The sequence below is a fragment of the Streptomyces sp. NPDC044064 genome, from assembly GCF_056434245.1.
Window position 1 is genome coordinate 242,810 of record NZ_JBWKFN010000007.1, and the last position, 16,806, is coordinate 259,615.

Annotated in this window: 9 protein-coding genes; all 9 read right to left on the reverse strand. The window is 75.1% G+C overall.

What is annotated here, in order from left to right; translation table 11 throughout:
• Window positions 1–126: 126 nt before the first annotated feature.
• Entirely contained in the window at window positions 127–1,311 is a 1,185-nt protein-coding gene (locus AC07DS_RS14280; protein WP_479145122.1) for a beta-ketoacyl-[acyl-carrier-protein] synthase family protein, read from the reverse strand.
• An 882-nt stretch (window positions 1,312–2,193) separates the two neighbouring features.
• Entirely contained in the window at window positions 2,194–2,409 is a 216-nt protein-coding gene (locus tag AC07DS_RS14285; RefSeq protein ID WP_145880104.1) for a DUF4177 domain-containing protein, read from the reverse strand.
• 193 nt (window positions 2,410–2,602) lie between these two features.
• Window positions 2,603–2,959: a hypothetical protein gene (locus tag AC07DS_RS14290; RefSeq protein WP_479145124.1), complete on the reverse strand. Its 357-nt coding sequence runs from the start codon at window positions 2,957–2,959 to the stop codon at window positions 2,603–2,605.
• A gap of 58 nt (window positions 2,960–3,017) precedes the next feature.
• Window positions 3,018–3,800 (reverse strand): helix-turn-helix transcriptional regulator, encoded by a 783-nt coding sequence (locus AC07DS_RS14295; protein ID WP_479145127.1) that lies wholly within the window; start codon window positions 3,798–3,800, stop codon window positions 3,018–3,020.
• A 241-nt stretch (window positions 3,801–4,041) separates the two neighbouring features.
• Entirely contained in the window at window positions 4,042–5,931 is a 1,890-nt protein-coding gene (locus AC07DS_RS14300) for a hypothetical protein (RefSeq protein ID WP_479145129.1), read from the reverse strand.
• Window positions 5,928–9,443 carry a DUF5682 family protein gene (locus AC07DS_RS14305; RefSeq protein ID WP_479145131.1) on the reverse strand — a complete coding sequence of 1,172 codons (3,516 nt, stop codon included), beginning with the start codon at window positions 9,441–9,443 and terminating at the stop codon, window positions 5,928–5,930. Before AC07DS_RS14305 ends, AC07DS_RS14300 begins: the two co-directional genes overlap by 4 nt.
• Window positions 9,444–9,448: 5 nt before the next feature.
• The gene (locus AC07DS_RS14310; RefSeq protein WP_479145133.1) at window positions 9,449–10,618 is read right to left on the reverse strand and encodes an ATP-binding protein; all 1,170 of its coding nucleotides are present in this window, start codon (window positions 10,616–10,618) and stop codon (window positions 9,449–9,451) included.
• Between the two features lie 49 nt (window positions 10,619–10,667).
• Entirely contained in the window at window positions 10,668–15,668 is a 5,001-nt protein-coding gene (locus AC07DS_RS14315; RefSeq protein ID WP_479145135.1) for a hypothetical protein, read from the reverse strand.
• Entirely contained in the window at window positions 15,665–16,519 is an 855-nt protein-coding gene (locus AC07DS_RS14320; protein WP_479145137.1) for a DUF4132 domain-containing protein, read from the reverse strand. The genes AC07DS_RS14315 and AC07DS_RS14320 overlap by 4 nt, the downstream gene beginning before the upstream one ends.
• Window positions 16,520–16,806: the final 287 nt, after the last annotated feature.

Consider the following 16,806-nt stretch of genomic DNA (forward strand, 5'->3'; position numbering starts at 1 on the left):
GCGCGCCCGTCGGCCGGCGCCACGGCCGGTACGTACGGCGCCCTCAGCAGGACCGGTGTCGAGTACCGGTGTCGTGACCGGTGATGCGGGCGGCCCGTCTCCCGGTTCGGGTGGCGTGGGCTCGCGCTACAGCCACTCCCCCTCCAGGGCGGTGGCGCTGAGGCCCGGTGCCGCCGCGTAGAGGACGGCGCGACTGCCCGGCTTCTGCCCGGCGTCGTGTGCCCGCCGCATGATGTCGAACACGGCGGCGCCTCCGCGGTTGCCGGTGGTGTAACTGTCCCTGCTGTAGTCCAGCAGCCCCGACGGCCACGCGTCAGGCATCGTCTGCTCCATGTACTCCAGCACCCGGGTCCCGCCGGGGTGCGCGAGCAGCACGTCGGGGTGCCAGGAGCTGGGGTCGTCCTGGTAACGGACGCGCAGCCACTCCCACATCGCGGTGACCGTCTCCTGTACGGCGCGCGGCCCGCGCCGGTCCATCACGAAGTGGGTGCCGTCCGACCGAGTGTCCAGGCGGTGCAGGTCCTGGGTGCCGGGCAGGGTGTGGTGCCAGGCGGAGTCCAGCCGCAGCACCGACTCGCGCCTCTGGCGGCCCGTGACCACCGCGGCGACCGCGGTGTCCGCGAACAGCAACCGGACGATCAGCGACTCGAGGGTGTCGTCCGCGGGCTGGTAGGTCGTGCTCAGCGCCTCCGCGATCACGACCAGCACCACCCGGTCGGGGTCCGCGGCCACGAGGTCCGCCGCCAGCGCCAGGGAGCGGGTCCCCGCGATACAGGCCCACTGCGTGGCCGGCAGCAGCATCACGTCGTTGCGGAGCGAAAGCCTGTTGGACAGGGCGACGTCCAGACCCGGCAGCGCCGGAGTGGTGGAGTGGCTGGTGATCAGGCAGTCGACGTCCGCGGCGTCCAGCCCGGCGATCTGCAGGGCCCCGCGTGCCGCACGCTCACCGTAGGACTGCACGGCCTCCCAGGCCGGCGCGGTGCGCTCCTGGACGGTCTGCGGCGTGGGTATCGCCTCGAGGGCGGCTATCGCGCGGTCGACGTCCTGCTGCGTGAACCCGTCGCGTGCCAGCGCCTCTTGGGCCGGCCCGATGCCGACAGCCTGCAGGCCGCTGCCCTTGCCCGGCGCGACGGCGGTCTCCAGCGGCAGCATCCACCCGCGGGTCTCGATGCCGGTGCTGGCCGCGATGCCGTCGATCCGCGGTGCCCATGCCGCGTGCGGGTGCCGGTCGCGCACCTCCGCCACGATCTGGCTGGTCTTCACTGCGTGCTCGCCGTGTATCACGGCAGGAGGACAGAGGTAAGCGGACATAATGGTGCACCTTTCCGGGGGAAAAAGCAGGAATGCCATGAGTGCTGTGTCATGGGTCACTTTGGAGCTTCATGCCCAAGGGGTTGCGGATAAGGCCCACTTCGGGGGCTGTTGTCCGGTTCGAGCATGGACGCTAAATGGACATTTCCGCTGTGATGCAGACAACTTAGACGGCATTTGGGCGGCGTGACACGGCACACACCGCTGAAGCAGTGGGGGTCCGGACCGGATCCGCAGGTCTTGCCTGACCTGCCGTCAGTCAGGAGGATTCCTGGGCACTGCCGCCGGAGGGGGGCGACACCTGGGCGACAGTGGATGGTGTCCTGCCGAGCGGCGGAGTCACGGGCAGCGCGCGACAGGCCATCGAGTTCGAGCACGCTGCGGTGGACCGGGCCTCCGGCGCAGGCGGCCGTCATCAGGGCGACGTACTGGCCGGCCTCGGCAACTCCCTACGGCCGTACTTCGAGCACTCGGGCGCTACGTCCTCGTCGGAGGAGGCGATCTCGCGAGGCGGCGCCGCCGTTGACGGGACTGCCCGGGGTCATGTGATCGCAAAGAACGGAGGGCACGTCGAGAAGGCGCTCGGCATCCTGGAATCGGTGGCATCCAGGGGCAGCGCCCCGGCGGCGGTCCGGCTGTCCGCCGCCGGGAGTGGGACGAGCTTGCGATGCGATCGGCCGGCCCGAGCGGGCGGCACGGGGATTCGCGGTCGGAGTGGAGTTGCTGCCTCGCCCGGCAACTCGTTTACTCATACGGTCCGACGCGACGCGTTGGACGGTCGAGTGCTCACGTCCGGCGAGCGACGCGCGACCCTGCGCGCTTGCCGCCGGACAGCCGGAGCGGGCAGGCGAAGTGCACCCTGCCGCGAAGGAACGGCAGTCGTCAGCGGCGCGGACGCTCCAGAGTGATCAGCAGGCCCTCGACCGCACCCGGCCCTATGCGGCCCTTGACGTCGGCGGACGTGATCGCCTTGAGGGCCCAGCCGTCCTCGGCGTGCTTGTTCAGAACCTTCTCCAGCTTGTCGCTGTCCAGTGCGTCTCCGATCAGTGACTCGCGGAAGGTGACGACCTTGTATTCGAGTGCGTAGGGGTTGCTCATGGCTGGGACCCTTCCCGTGGATGGACTGGCTGACGGAATTCGGGGACAGCCAATCACCGTTCGACGTTGCCCCACACGGCGGGGTGGGGGTCAGCGGCAACCCGGGCGCGGAAGTTCGCCGACGGCTACGGGACCTCGGCCGACGACGGGAGGCGCGGGCCGCAGCCGCAGCACCAAGTCCTCGTCCCGCACCTCACCGATCCGCAGCGTCAGCAACGCGTCGGCCAGGGAACGGCCCTGGCGCAGGAACGCGTGGACGACGGCCGCGGCGAGCCCGGGACACGATCGGCTGACCGGTGACGGTCACCTCCACCACCAGCCCGTCGCGCAGCCCCGCCAGATGGCCGCGGCCCCGCCCCGCACAGGCGGCCGGCCGACTGCCGGGCAGCTCCGCCGCCGTGGCGCGGATCCACCGCAGTGCTTCGGCCGGGCTGCCGGCACGATCCGTCCGCTCGACGACGGAGGCGCTCTCCAGCAGGCGGCGGTCCCGTTCGCCGTCCGAGCAGCCGAGGTGCGTGAAGGAGAGCAAATGAGGCCTGTCGAATGCCAAGTCGGCTGACAATCCTTCAGATCCGGTCGCTTCCGGCGGACCGCTCCACGGCAGCCAGTCAGACAGGGCCGGCACACGGCCCCCGGGTGCCCGGCGTCGGGATCAGACCGAGCCGCTGAGCGCGCAGGACCGTGCCGACCCGGTCGCGGGTGCCCAGCTTCCGGTAGATGTTCTCCACGTGCTTGTGCACCGTGCGGGCCGAGATGCCGAGTCGGCGGCCGATGGCGTCGGCGGTCAGTGCGTCGGCGAGCAGGAGCAGCACGGTCGTCTCACGGGGCGTGAGCGCACAGTCCGCCGCCAGCTCGTCCGGCGCTGCGGCCGGGGCCAGCGACCGCCGCCACTCCTCCAGCAGCCGCCGCTGCCGCTCCACGCCGGCCAGCAACGGCTGCGCGCGCTCGGCCATCGTGAGGTGGTCGTCGGTGAAGTCCGTCCCGGAGCGGTAGACGAGGCAGCCCGTGATCGGGGCGCTGCTCCCGGGCAGCGGTACGCCGAGCACGTGGTCGACGTCGAGGACGTCACCGAGCAGACGGGCCGTCGGACTGTCCGGCCAGTCGCGGCCCGCCGCCCGGTACGCGGTCACCGGGATCCGGTCGGGCCGGGCCGTGTAGTGGTCGGCGAGAGGATAGCCGGTGCGCAGCAGAGCCAGCTCCGAGTCCCGGAGACGGCCCAGTTCCGTGGCGGCGGCGTCGGGGGCCACCCCGACGGTGCCCTCGTCCTCGCTCCAGTCGTCCAGTTTGTGGACGACCGCCTCGCCGCCGCACAAGTCCGTGAGCGCGATGCCCAGCAGTGGCCACAGACGCCCGGGCTCCCGCTCGTGCAGCGCCGTCACGGCGACCGCCATCAGGCGTTCGTAGGCCCTGTCCAGCCCCTGTACCACGTGCTTCTCTCCGCGTGAGTCTCCCGCTCGCCGTCCTCCCGCCCGGCGCCGCGTACGTACTTGTACGCATACCCCAGCCGTCCCCAGCTGTCGCAGACTTCAACCCGGCGGTGACGACCTGCTCGGACGCACGCCGGACGGGCCGCGGGCGCGGGGGAGCGGCGGCCCGTCCGGCGTGGCCGCCTCCCCGCCCGGTCCGCCCGCCTCAGGCACCCCAGGCCGCCGCGCACAGCGCGCGGTCGACCTCGTCGGTGTAGCGGGCCGCGGCCAGCCAGGCCCGGGCGAACCGGCCGGTGTCCGCGGGGAGCAGCCGGCCGAAGACATCGCGGGACCGCTCCGCCGCGGCCGCGTGGAGTTCGTCCACGAGGTCCCCCGCCGTCGCCAGACCGTGCCGGCTGAGCCGCCGGACGTCGGCCGCCGTGTTCCCGGGGAAGGACAGCACGAGCCGGCCGCCCGAGGCCGCCTGGTGCACGCGCCGGCGCAGCAGGTGCACCGGAGCCTCGTCGGGCGTGGGCACCGCGGCCACCGGCGTCGGGGAGGTGGGCAGGTCGGCTCGGAGCAGCCGGTCCAGGCCGGCGTCGACGCGGGTGCCGGAGATGGTGGGGTGCTCGGTCGCCAGCAGTTGGGCCCTGGGATGCGGGGCCGGGACGAGCCGGGCCACGACCCGGAGCCGGCTGCCGCGGGCGGCGGCGAGCAGGCGGAGGTTGTCGCGGTGGGGGAGCGCCGGGTGGTCGTGCGCGGCGGTCAGCCGCAACGGGACGCCCCCGCAGTCGGCGAGCAGACTGTCGCCCGCCGCCTCCCGGACCGTGCCCGTGAGGGTGACGTCCAGGAAGAGCAGGTCGTGGCCCCCGCTCAAGGCACGGGACACCTGGTCGGTGACCGGCACCGACCAGAGCCGGTCCAGGGGCTCCGCACGCCAGTCGGCACCGGACGCGCGGACCGCCCGCACCCCCGCGCCCGCGCCGAGCCGGCCCGTCGGGGAGACCGTCGCCCCCGACACCGCGAGCCCGGCCCGGGACAGTTCCCGGTGGGTCAGAGCCGTGTCGCCGACGCGTACGGCCCGGTCGGCCGCGCCCACCGCCCGGCCGGCGCCGCCCGGTGCCACGTCCGACACCTGGTACAGGCGGCCCGCGGCGTCGGCGGTCCAGGTGACGGCGCCCGCGTACCCGCTCGCCGTGAGCACCGGCTCGGAGAACAGGCCGTACAGCCGCAGCGAGCCGTCCGGGCGGTACGGCTGCCGCACGGTGCCGCGCAGCTCGGTCAGTTCCGGACCGACGGCGTGCGGGATGCGGTGGGCCGCCGACAGGGCGTCGCGCAGCGCGGTGACGAGGTCGGCGAGGCGGTGGGCCGGGTCGGCGGAGCGGGCGGCGCGCAGCGCGGTCACCACGGAGACCGCCGTGGCGGCGGCCCTCGGGAGACCCGCGAGGCGTGCCGTGTGCGCGGCGCGCAGCAGTTCCGCCTGGAGCACCGCTCCGGAGCCGTCCGTACCGGATTCGAGCACGGCGGTCGCGGCGGCGTGGACGGCACGAGCGGCGGCGCACTGCTCGGGTGTGGCCCGTTCGGGTTCGGGTCCGGCTCCCGTCCCGTCCGCCGGTCCCTCTGATGAACTGGTCTGCCCCGCACCGGAGTCGGCAGCCGTGCCCGGTTCTGCCGCCGGTTCCGCGTTCGGGTCTGTCGCCCGTTCGGCGCGCGGTTCGGGCGACGGTTCCGCGCCCGGTTCGGCTTCCCGTTCGGCGATCCCTTCGGCTTCCGCTTCGGCGACCCCTTCGACGTCCGGTTCCGCGATCGGTGCCGCCGACGCCGCCGCGGCGCGGTGCAGACAGTCGGGTGCCAGCAGGCAGCCGCAGCGGATGGCCCCGGTGCTGGTCACCGCGCCGCCGGGGGCGTGGAGTTCGACGTCGGTGCTGTCGTCGACGGCGATCCGTACGGTGTCGCCGTCCCGGACGACCGGGCGCTCCGCCAGCTTGGCGACGCCCGCGTCGAGCCGCTTGCGCAGCCGGGGCGAGAGAGCCGCGACGAGTTCGGCGGTCACAGCAGGGGCGACCGGAGGCAGCGCCGTGCTCCCGCGCTGCTCGCTCTCGAGATCCTGGTTCATGCGATCTTCTCCCCTACCCAGCGGGCGAGTTCGAGCGGACTGAGGGCGGCCACCGGCATCCCGGCGGCGACCAGTCGGCTCGCGACCCCGGTGGAGTACCGGGGCCGGCCGGCGTCGTCCAGGCTCGCGCATCCGAGGACGTGACAGCCGGCACCGACCAGGGCGCGGACCTCGCCGAGCAGCCCGCCGAGGGGGTAGCCCTCCTCGAAGTCGCTGACGACCACGACGAGCGTCCGCGAGGGCACGGTGACCAGTTCGCGGGCGTGCCGCAGCCCGGCCGCGATGTGGGTGCCGCCGCCCACGCTGACCTCGAGCAGCAGCGACAGCGGGTCCTCGACATGGTCGGTCAGGTCGATGACCTCGGTGGAGAAGGCCAGGAAGTGCGTGGACAGGGTGGGCACCCCGGCGAGCACGGACGCCGTGAGCGCTGCCCAGACCGTGGACGCCTCCATGGACCCCGACACGTCGGTGACGAGGACCAGACGCCAGTCGGCGGCCCTTCGGGCCCGGGCGCGGAAGACCGGACGCTCCGGGATGACCTGGACCGTGCCGTCCGGAGCGCGGCGCGCGGTCGCCAGGTTCGCCCGCAGCGTGCGGGGCAGGTCGAGTCCACCGCCGGGACGGCGGCTGGGGCGCGGCAGGGCGGTGCCGTGCAGCGCCGGGCGCAGCCGTGTGGCCAGCTGCCGGGTCAGCGCGTCGACCAGGCGGCGGACGAGCGGACGCAGCGCGGCCAGCCGGGCCTCCGGCAGCCCGCCCGCGTGCCGGAGCACCGAGCGGAGCAGATCGACCGAGGGCCGTGCGGCGTCGGGGTCGAGTTCCGCGAACACGTCCGGCCGGCCCGTCGCGGCGGCGGCCGCCAGAACCTCCTCCCGGATGCCCGGGCCGAAGAGCGCCGCCAGCTCCTCGGACCATTCCCGCACCCCGGGATAGGACGCCTCCCGGCCGCCAGCGCGCCCCGCACCGGTGAGGTCGCCCCGGCTGCCCTCGCCGCGTCCGCTGCCGTACAGCTCGTCGAGCGCGGTCGCCAACGGGCGTGCGGAGTCGGGCAGCTGGTCGGTTCGGCGGCCCAGTACGAGGCGCCAGCGGTCGGCCGGGGCGAGCCGGTGATCCGCGCCGGATGCGGGGTCGGCCGGTCCGTCGGCCGTGGCCGGGGCGGCCTCCGGCTGCCGGGGCGGCGGCAGGAGCCCCCAGGCACCGAGGGCCTCGCGGGCGGCGAGGTCGGCACGGGTCCAGGCGGCCAGCGCGCCGGGGTCGACGGCGCCGGTGTCGGCCAGACTGCGCTCGTCCAGGCGCTCCTCGACGGCGGACAGGAGCCGGTCGCGGGCGGCCGGGCTGAGCGTGTCGAAGCCGCCCCGCAGCGCGGGCAGCCGGTCCAGGAAGTCCCGGTCGGACAGCTCCGACACCCGCCCCAGCAGCGGCTCCAGCGCGGGCGCCGCCGACTCCAGCAACTGGCCCGCCGCGGTCAGCAGTCCCGCGAGCCGCGCGGTCAGCGCGGACCGGGACCCGGGATCGCAGGCGCCGTCCACCCAGGACGCCACCCGGTCGCCGAAGCCCCGCGGATCCTCGTGCCCGAGCAGCACGCGTACGGCACCCGCGGCGCCGCGCATCAGCGGGGAACCGTCGGCGGCCAGCCGGGCCAGCGCGTCGGTGAGCCGGATGCCTCCCAGCAGGTCGGCCCGGTGGGCGAGTTCCAGCAGGGCGTGCGCGTCGGCCGGGTCCTCCGAACCGGTGAGGCCGTCCACCTGGCGTACGGCGGCGGCGGTGAGCAGCTCGGCCACGGCCGCGGCCCGTGCCGTACGATCCTCGTCGGCCGGCAGTCCCGCGATGTGACCGGACCGCAACCGGTCCAGCAGGGCCAGCCCGGCGAGGAGTTCGGGCAGCGTGCCGGAGCCCGGCAGCACCTCGGCCAGGTCGTCGAGCCGTTCGTCCGTCAGGCCTGTCAGTCCGCACTGCGCCGCCTGCTCCAGGCCGTGCAGGGCCTGCGCCGCGGTGGACCCGCCCTCGTCCTGCTCCGTGCGCCGCCGCTCCCGCAGCAGACCCTCGGCGGCCTGGGCCGGGGTGACGCCCCGGACGCCCGCCGCGGCCAGCATCGCCGCCGTCGCGGGCGTCCAGCGCACCTCCCAGCGGGACGTCAGCGCCTCGGCGCCGCCCACGCCGGCGACCTCCTTGGGCTCCGCGTACGGCACCGCGCACACCGTCAGGCGGCGCAGCAGGAGTTCGCGGCCGCGGTCCAGCTCGGAGCGGAGCGGGTCGAGACGCAGATCGCGGGCGGTGCCGGGGCCGGATTCCGCCGGGCCGGGCAGGCCCAGCGCGGCCAGCTCCGCCTCGACCGCCGGAGCGAGCCCGCTGCGCGGCGCGTCCGGTGCCGGCCGGCCTGCGCGCGTACCGACGAGCACCTTCTCCATCGCCCGGGCGACGGCGCGCCCCCGCCCGTACGGCTCGCCCTGCGCGAGCACCGTCTGCACGGCCTCCACCAACTCGCCCCGCCCGGCCGCGGGCAACCCCCGCAGCCGGGCCAGATCGCCGGCGAGCCGCACGATCTCCCGCGCGTCGGGCGGCCCCGAAGGATGCCCGAGCGCCCGCAGCTCGGCGCACACCCGTACGGCCGCACCGGTCAGCACGTCCTCCAGCGCGGCCGGATCGCCGGCGGCGCCGAGCACCCGGTGCTGCCACTCGGGGTCCCGGATCCCGGCGGGATAGCCGGAGCGCTCGTCGAGGAGGGCGTAGGTGTACGGAATGAGGGAGGTCGTCCAGGGCGAGGCCGCGGCGGCGGGCCGGCCGGACGTGCCGCCGTCGGCCGGTGCCAGCAGTGCCGGCGCGTGGAAGGCGCCCACCAGGACGGCGGCCCGCTCCCCGTGCGCGGTGGCCCCGGCGAGACACGACCGCATCCACCGCTCCCGCCGCAGGTCCAGCTCCGGCACCCCGCCCGAGCCCGCCGCATCCTCGCGCAGCGCCCACCCCGTGAGCAGTGCGGCCCGCCGCAGGGCCTCCGGTGACGAACCCGGGGCGGTGGCCTCGACCAGCCGGTCCCAGAGGTCGTCACCCGGGCGTCCGGTGAGGCGGGAGCGCAGGGCGGCGCCCAGTCCGGCGAGGGACCCCTCAGCCGCCGGGTTCCCGTGGCCGGCGGGCTCCTCGGGTTCCTCCCCGCCCCACGCCCGGTCCGCGAGCGGCAGGTCGCAGGCGACGACGGGTACGCCGTGCCGTGCCGCCCACCGCACCGCCACCAGTTCCGGTGAGAAGTCGGCGAAGGGATAGAACGCCGGGCCCCCGCCTCCGTCGCGGGGTGCGGCGGCGAGGGCGACCGGTGCCCGGGTCTCCTCGTGGGCGAGCCACGGCAGCCAGTCCTGCAGTTCGGCGGGGAGTTCGACGAGCAGGACGTCCGGCTTCGCCGCCTCCAGCAGCGCCGGTACGGCCGCGGCCAGGGACGGCGCGTGGTGCCGTACGCCGATGAGGTACGGCGCCGCCGGGTCGGTGAGGGCCAGGGCGGCGGCCTCGGGAGAAGGGTGGAGCACGGCCGTCAGCCCTCCAGGACCGTGCGCAGGTCCCACAGGGTCCGCCAGGTGGCGGAGCCCTGCTCGGCGCGGCGCCGGACGGGACCGTCCCAGTAGCCGCGCAGCCGGGCCGCATCCGCCGGGTCGTCCTTGCGCACGACACCGAGGAGATGGCCCGGGAGCAGGTCGAGGACGTCGCGGTCACCGGGGAAGTACGCCGCGGCCAGTCCCAGCGCTCCGGCGACGGAAACGGCCTCTGCGGTGCTCATCACGGTGGAGGGCCGCTCCACCTCCCAGCCCTCCGTCGACCGCCCCTCCCGCAGGTCCCGGAAAGCGGTGACCAGAGCCTCCAGCACGGCGTCGTCGACCTGGAAGGGTGCCCCGGCCCGCTCCACCGACGCCCTGGCCTGGCTGCGCACCAGCGCCGTCTCGGCGTCGAGGTCCGGAATGGGGCCCACGGTCTCGAAGTTGAAGCGGCGCTTGAGCGCTGCGGACATCTCCGAGACGCCCTTGTCCCGCAGGTTGGCGGTGGCGATGAGGTTGAACCCGGGCGCCGCGTGCGCCAGAGCGTCCTCGCCGCCCGCCAGTTCGGGTATCGCGATCCGCCGCTCCGACAGCAGCGACACCAGGGCGTCCTGCACCTCCGGCAGACAGCGGGTGACCTCCTCGACCCGGGCGATCGCACCCCGGGACATCGCGGTCAGCACCGGCGACGGCACCAGCGCCTGCCGGCTGGGGCCCTGCGCGAGCAACAGGGCGTAGTTCCAGCCGTACTTGAGCTGGTCCTCGGTCGTTCCCGCCGTGCCCTGCACCACCAGGCCGCTGGTTCCGCAGACGGCCGTGGACAGCAGCTCGGACAGCATGGACTTGGCGGTGCCGGGCTCGCCGACGAGGAGCAGACCCCGCTCACCGGCGAGTGTGACGACACACCGCTCCACCAGCGCCCGGTCGCCGACGAACTTGCCCTCCACCACCAGGCGCCGCGGCACCCCGTCCGGCACCTCGGCGTCCTCGGTCAGGCGCAGCGCCTGCCCGCCGCTGCCCATCACGAAGGTGACGACGGCCCGGGGCGTGAGCCGCCACGCGGGCGGGCGCGGACCGGCGTCGTGGGCGGCGAGGAAGGCCAGTTCGGTGGCGTACCGGTCCTCGGGCGGGACGATCTGACGGGTCGCGTCGGGAACGAGGACGGTGGTCATCGGCAGGTGCCCTTCGGGGTGGTGCGGGTGGTGGTCGGTGAGGAGAGGATCATCGGCGCCGCCCCCTGCGCGTCGCCCGGGTGGTCAGCTTCTCGTAGGCCGGGGCGTCCCCGGTGCGGACGCGCTCCCAGGCACGGGCGAACAGCTCGGGCACCGGCACCAGGGGCAGGGCGCGCCGGCGGTCGAGGACCGGGTACAGGCCCTCCTTCCAGATCTCCACCGGCAGCGCGGGCGACTTCAGCTCGCGCCAGCCGCAGGGCAGGAACAGGGTCCGTCCCGCGCGCGGCCGCTTGGCCTCCACGACCAGGTCCGTCGCGGCCAGCTCCGCACGGGCCTTCTTCATGCGGGCGGGCTTCCAGCCGGTCCAGCGTGCGCAGTTGCGGTCCGTCGGGTCGGGCAGGGCCAGCAGCATGAGGTAGAGCGCTGCCGCGTCCTCGCCCAGCCCGTGTGCCGCGGCGGCTTCGGTGACGAGCGCGGGCACGGTGACGGTCGGGTCCTGCGCGTATCCCGAGGGACCCTCGGTGCCGACGCCGGCCTCGACCGCCCGGGCCAGGTCCTCGCCCAGGAGCGTGCGCAGCATGCGCAGCCCGTGGCCGCGCGCACCGCCGACCAGGCCTTCCAGCAGCCCGAACACGGTGTCGTCGGGGCCGGTGAGCGCGGCCGGGCGCACCAGGACCGTCTCCGTGTCGCGGTACCAGGGGCGCAGGACGAGCGCCTCGCCGACCCGGGTGAGACCGTGCGCGTCGGCGCCCCCCGTCTCCGGGAGGCCGTGCGTCCTGCGCAGTTCGACGGCGGTCGAGCCGCTCTTCTCCGTCCACTCGACGTCCAGGTCGAGCAGCAGCTCCGGATCGGTCATCCGGCGGCGCAGGGCGGCCAGCCCCTCGGGCAGGTACGTGCGCAACGGGTGGCCGTACGGCAGGACGTAGGCCAGCGCGGTCAGGTCGTTCACGGCGGCAGCCAGCTCGCGCCGGCCGGGGATCGCGCCGGGGTCCGCCCAGGCGAGGTTGCCGTCCTTGTCCGGCCGCAGGACCGTGGTGCGGGAGAGCCAGGGGGTGCGGGACGGGTTGAGCACGTCCTCGGCGTATCCGGCGCCCGTCCCGGCCAGGTCGGCGGCGAGTTCCTCCGGTACGCGGACGAGCGAGCCGAGACGCTCGGCCCAGCCCCGGCCGGCGGCCGCGGTGTCCGGTCCGGTGGTCCACAGGTCGGCGGGGTCCGCGGGCAGCAGGGCGCCGAGGAGGGCGTTGCGTTCCTCCTGTTCCAGGGCGTTGACCCGGGAGACGGCGAACTCGCACTGCCGGGGCTTGAGTCCGAGCACGGCCAGTTCCTCCGCGCCGGGCGACTGCGGCAGGCCGGCCAGCAGGACGGCGGCCTGCAGCGGACCGAGCCCGCCGTCCGTCGCCGCCACCAGCGCCTCGGGTGCCTCGGGCCGCCAGGGAGCGGCGCCCTTGTCCCGGATGAGCCGGGTGACGGTGGCGAGGTCTTCGGCGGAGATCCCCGTGTCGTGCCGGACCTCGCTCTCCAGCGCGAAGTGGGCGATCGCGCCGAACGCACCGGAAGGATCGTGGTCCAGAGCCAGCCAGCGCACCCGGTCCCGCTCGCTGTCGATGCTCTGGCAGCCGAGGATCACGACGGTACGGCCGTCGCGGCGCAGCACCTGGCCGGCCCGCTGCTGCTTGTCGTGCGGCTCGTTCAGCACGATCTCGCGCAGGTTGCCGCCGGCCGCCGCCAGCGGCCCTTCGGCGACCGCCTCCAGCAGCAGGAGCAGCGGCTCCCGCCGGGCATCGGACAGGGCGGGCGAGGCGGCCCGGTGGGCGAGCGCCCGCAGGACGCCCAGCGCGGGCGGCCAGACCGTGCCGATGCCGGGGACGGTGCGCTCGTCGCTGAGCCAGCCGTCGCCCAGCGCGGCGAGCTGCTCCAGGTCGGGCAGTCGCCTGCCCTCGGCGGTCTCGCCGGACAGCACGTGGTTCACCGCCCGGATCTGGCGCAGCACGCTCCACCGCTCCCCGTACCACCCGCCGTACAGGCCGACCACCCCGGACAGCGCGTTGCTCAGGGTGCGGTCGTCGCCGTGCCGGGGCCGGTGGTCGGCAAACATCTCCTCGTCCCCGGCGGCCTTCTGCGGCCGCTCCTGGGGCGGATTCGCGAACGTGGTGGCCGCATCGGTGAGGCGCAGCGTCACCTGCACCAGGGAGGTGACACCCGTGAGCAGCCGGCCGTCGGTGCAGCCGGGCAGGGCGAGGGCGACGGCTCCGAGGGCGACGTGGTCCGCGGACGGCACCGCGGCCTTGGCGGCCTCGTCCGATCCGGCCCGCTCCAGCGCCTGCCGCCGCCCTTCCAGCGCCAGCGCCGTGACCCGCAGCAGCTCGGCCGCCTGTTCGTCGGTCAGGGCGCGCAGCACGGCCGAGCCCTGCTCGTCGCGGGGGCGCAGCGCATGCCAGAAGGGCAGGGGCGGCACCAGCCGGGTTCCGGCGGCGAACTCGCTGCCGCGCTCGTTCGGCGTCACCCGGCCCAGTTCGCCGTCCGCGGAGGTGTCGTCGGAGGCGAACAGGCCGACCTGCCGGATCATCTGCGCGGCCACGGGCTCGGCCCCGCCGGGCAGCCGCAGGGCGCCGAGCGGCGCCGAGCCGGTCCGACCGCCGTAGGACGCGGGCATGGAGACCGTCCGCCCGTCGGGCGTACCGGCGGTCCTGCGGGCGTCGGCGCCCTTGCCCTCCACGCGCACCCACCGGCCGAGCACCGTCCCGTCGGTGCCGAACGGACTGTCCTTGAGCCCCGGTCGGAGCGGCAGCACCTCGCAGAAACCGGGCAGCAGGGACGACTCGTCGCGGATCCCGGCGCGCAGCAGTGCGGGCAGGGAGGCACGGCCGTGCGTGCCGGTGGCCGGGTCGTACTCGAGCCAGACCGTCTCCAGGCCCTGCCTGCCCTGACGCCAGTACGTGGTGCCGTCGCCGATGACGGCGCGGCTCGGGGGCAGGACCGTGTCGCCCGCGTGCAGGGTGCGGCCGCCGGTCGCGCGCCCGCCGCCCGGCAGCGGGACGGAGGCGGTGTCCGTCTCGTTGCCCGACCACCAGGACGAGAGCTGCTCGCCGCCCAGCTCCACCACCTCGGTGGGGCGGGCCGACCAGTAGCCGTGCTGCGTGCGGCCCTGCCGCCACATCACCAGCAGCTCCCCGTCCACGTACCGGAACCGGGGGCGCTGCCAGCGGTCCAGCTCCTGGGGGAGCCGCAGGTCGTGTTCGAGGAGGATCCCGTCCGGGCCGACCACGATCGCCTTGTGCCCGCGCACCACGATCAGTGCGGGCCACGCCTCGTGCAGCGTCAGCGTGTCGTCCTTGTCCTTCCTGGTCCCGGCGTCGAGCAGCTCCAGCGCCTCGTCCAGGGCGGCCCAGCCCAGTTCGTCCAGGATCCCGGCGCGCAGGGTGCGGCCGAGCAGCGGCGCCACCGCGTGTCCGGCGACGCGGGCGACGGCGTCGGGACCGGCCTCGGAGGCGACCGTGCGGAAGGGGCGCAGCCGGTCGAGCGCGGCACGGGCGCGGGGCAGGCCCACCGCGCGAGTGAACTCCCCGGCGGCCTCGTCCAGCCACTCGCGCAGCACCACGGACAGCACGGGATGGGCGGCGGCCGTTTTCAGCAGGCCGGAACTGCGGGAGTCCTTGCCCACCGGCTCGACGGCCTGGTGCAGCAGGCGCCGCAGGCGCGGGTCGGCCGCGACGGCCACCAGGTCGCGGCGGCCGGCCCGGGTGTCCTTCAGCCACTCGGTGAGCGCCAGGTACACGTTCACGTCGGGGCCGGGCACGGTGAGCGGGACGCCCTCGGCCACGCACAGGTCCAGCAGGTCGAGGTCGGCGCCCGCGTGCCAGCGGCCGGTGAACAGGTCGACCGCCCGCCCGGCGGCACGCAGCCCCGGAGCCATCCGCTCGACGAGCGCCAGCGTGCCCGGCGAGCGGTGCGACCAGGACCCGCCGTGCTTGCGGAAGAGCGCCCAGCGGCTCAGCCAGTCCGCGGGATCGACCTCGTACTCCTCGGCCGCCGCCTGCTCGGTCAGCAGCCGCTCGGCCCCGCACTCGGCGAGCAGCGCCAGCCAGAACTCGTCGTCCTGGACCTCCCGGCCCAGCCCGGCCGGCATGATCTCCAGCAGACGCGCCCGCACGGCCGGCTGCCGCTCCGCGAGGACCGGCAGGACCGTGCGGAAGGAGTTCCAGAAGGACGCGGGCGCCCGGACGGCGGCGGGGGAGGCCAGCAGGTCGGCGACCAGGGCGCACTCCTCGGTCGCCCGGTCCAGGCCGGCCGCCTTGATCAGCCCGCGTGCGTCCTGCGGAAGCGAGGCGTACGGCGGCATGCCGGCCGCGCACCGCTCGACCGTCAGCTGCCGGAACTGCGCCCACGCGGCGGCCGGGTCGAGGCGCCGGGCCAGGTCCTTCACGTGTTCCTTGAGGGCCTTGACGGTCAGCGCTCCGGCGAAGGCGAACTCCAGGAAGACGGCCCGCTGCCGCTCCTCGTCCACGGCGAGCGCGTGCACCCGCTCGGCCTCGCGGGCCTTGCCGAAGAAGGCGGCCGCGTAGGTGGTGTTCTCGTGCTGCAGGAAGACCCGTGCGGCCTGCTCGTGGAAGGTCGGCAGGAAGTGCGGCACGGCCCGGCCGAGCTGCTCGCCGAGCGCCTCGAAGCCCTCCTTGGCGGTGCCGGGGCGGGACTTGGCCTGCCGGGCGAGCCGCTCGACGTCCTTGACCAGGGCGAGCGCGTGGTGCCCGTTGGCCGGGTCGTTCACCAGCGCCCAGGCCGGGAAGCCCAGCGTCTCCTTGCGTACCTGCCCGACCTCGGGCACCTCCGGCTCGCGGGCGAGGCCCAGGAACTCCAGCGCCAGGTCCTCGGCCTCGCCGAGGGTGCCCGGCACCAGGCGGACCACCTGACGGCCGTCCAGGGCGGGGTGTGTGTAGGTGCGGACGGTGAGGCCGTCGGCGTCCTCGCGCGCGGTGCTGCCCGGGGGCAGTACGGCACCGGCGTCCAGCAGCGTGGCCGTGGTGGTCTCGTCGTACCCGGTGATGACCGTCATGCCGCCTGCTCCTCGTCCTGGATGTCCCGCCCGGCGTACAGCGCCGCCGCCATGCGCATGCCCTCCGACCAGGCGACCGGCCCGACCTGACCGAGCTTCAGCACGCGCCCGGCGGGGTCGGACCACACCAGCGACCCGGTCTCGGTCTCCTCGTAGCCGTCGTAGTCGCCGACCCAGACACGGGCCTCGGTGCCGCGGCCGTCCTCCAGGACCGAACACACGGCGTGTCCGCCGCGCACCCGGTATCCGAGCTGGGTGACCCTGGCGTGCAGGAAGCGCAGTTCCTTGTACGAGCCGCCCGCGTACTCCTCCACCTGCGTGCCCTCGGCGTCCACGCCGGCCGGGCGGTGCCAGACCTCGCGGAAGAGCTGTCCCGCCCGCTGCTCGACGCCCAGCTCGACGGCGAACTCGCGCAGTTCCTCCAGGTCGTCCAGGAGGACCGGGTGCGGGATGCGGACGAGTCCGGGAGAGATACGGACGGTGTCGCCGTCGAGGTCGACGAGACCCAGGCCGCGCTCGGGGTCGGCGTCCCGCAGGAAGCCGGCGACCTGTCCGTCGTCCCCGGTCACGACCACGTCGCGCAGCGCGGCCTGCCAGGCGGGGTCCGGCCACACGCGGGCGATGACGGCGAACGGCACCGGAAGCGAGCGGACCATCCACCGCTCGACGTCGGTCAGGCACTGCCGCTCGTGCCGCTCCAGCCACTCGGCGAGCTGCCTCAGCCCCACGACCGCCGGATCGTCACCGAGTTTGGCGGGCACGGACTTCAGCCGGCGCCCGGCCGCATTGCGGCACACCACTTTCCCGCCGTCGAGAGCGACCTCGTAGTCGCCGGCCGCAACCCACCCCATACATGCCTCCCCGCATGCGCAGTGATCAAGTGACGGGAACTCTAGGGGAGGCCACTGACAACGCCGTACGCCGCCCGGGAGACACGCATCCCGACGGAACCGGCCACCGTGGATTGTGTACGAGTCGAGGAGGACTCGGGGACCCCGGATCCGCGCGCCGGGCGGGCGGGGCGCTGCCTCCCAGGTGGCCGCTGTCGTCCGGGCCCGGACCGTCCGACGGCCCGTCACCCTCTGTGGGGAAGCTGTGCACCACCTGTCGGGGGCGCGCGGGCAGGGTGTGCGAAGGC

What these genes read in the sequence shown, in the direction of transcription:
- AC07DS_RS14280 (WP_479145122.1), bottom strand. Translation starts at nt 1,311, where the DNA reads ATGTCCGCTTACCTCTGTCCTCCTGCCGTGATACACGGCGAGCACGCA.
- AC07DS_RS14285 (WP_145880104.1), bottom strand. Translation starts at nt 2,409, where the DNA reads ATGAGCAACCCCTACGCACTCGAATACAAGGTCGTCACCTTCCGCGAG.
- AC07DS_RS14295 (WP_479145127.1), bottom strand. Translation starts at nt 3,800, where the DNA reads ATGGCGGTCGCCGTGACGGCGCTGCACGAGCGGGAGCCCGGGCGTCTG.
- AC07DS_RS14300 (WP_479145129.1), bottom strand. Translation starts at nt 5,931, where the DNA reads ATGAACCAGGATCTCGAGAGCGAGCAGCGCGGGAGCACGGCGCTGCCT.
- AC07DS_RS14310 (WP_479145133.1), bottom strand. Translation starts at nt 10,618, where the DNA reads ATGACCACCGTCCTCGTTCCCGACGCGACCCGTCAGATCGTCCCGCCC.
- AC07DS_RS14315 (WP_479145135.1), bottom strand. Translation starts at nt 15,668, where the DNA reads ATGACGGTCATCACCGGGTACGACGAGACCACCACGGCCACGCTGCTG.
- AC07DS_RS14320 (WP_479145137.1), bottom strand. Translation starts at nt 16,519, where the DNA reads ATGGGGTGGGTTGCGGCCGGCGACTACGAGGTCGCTCTCGACGGCGGG.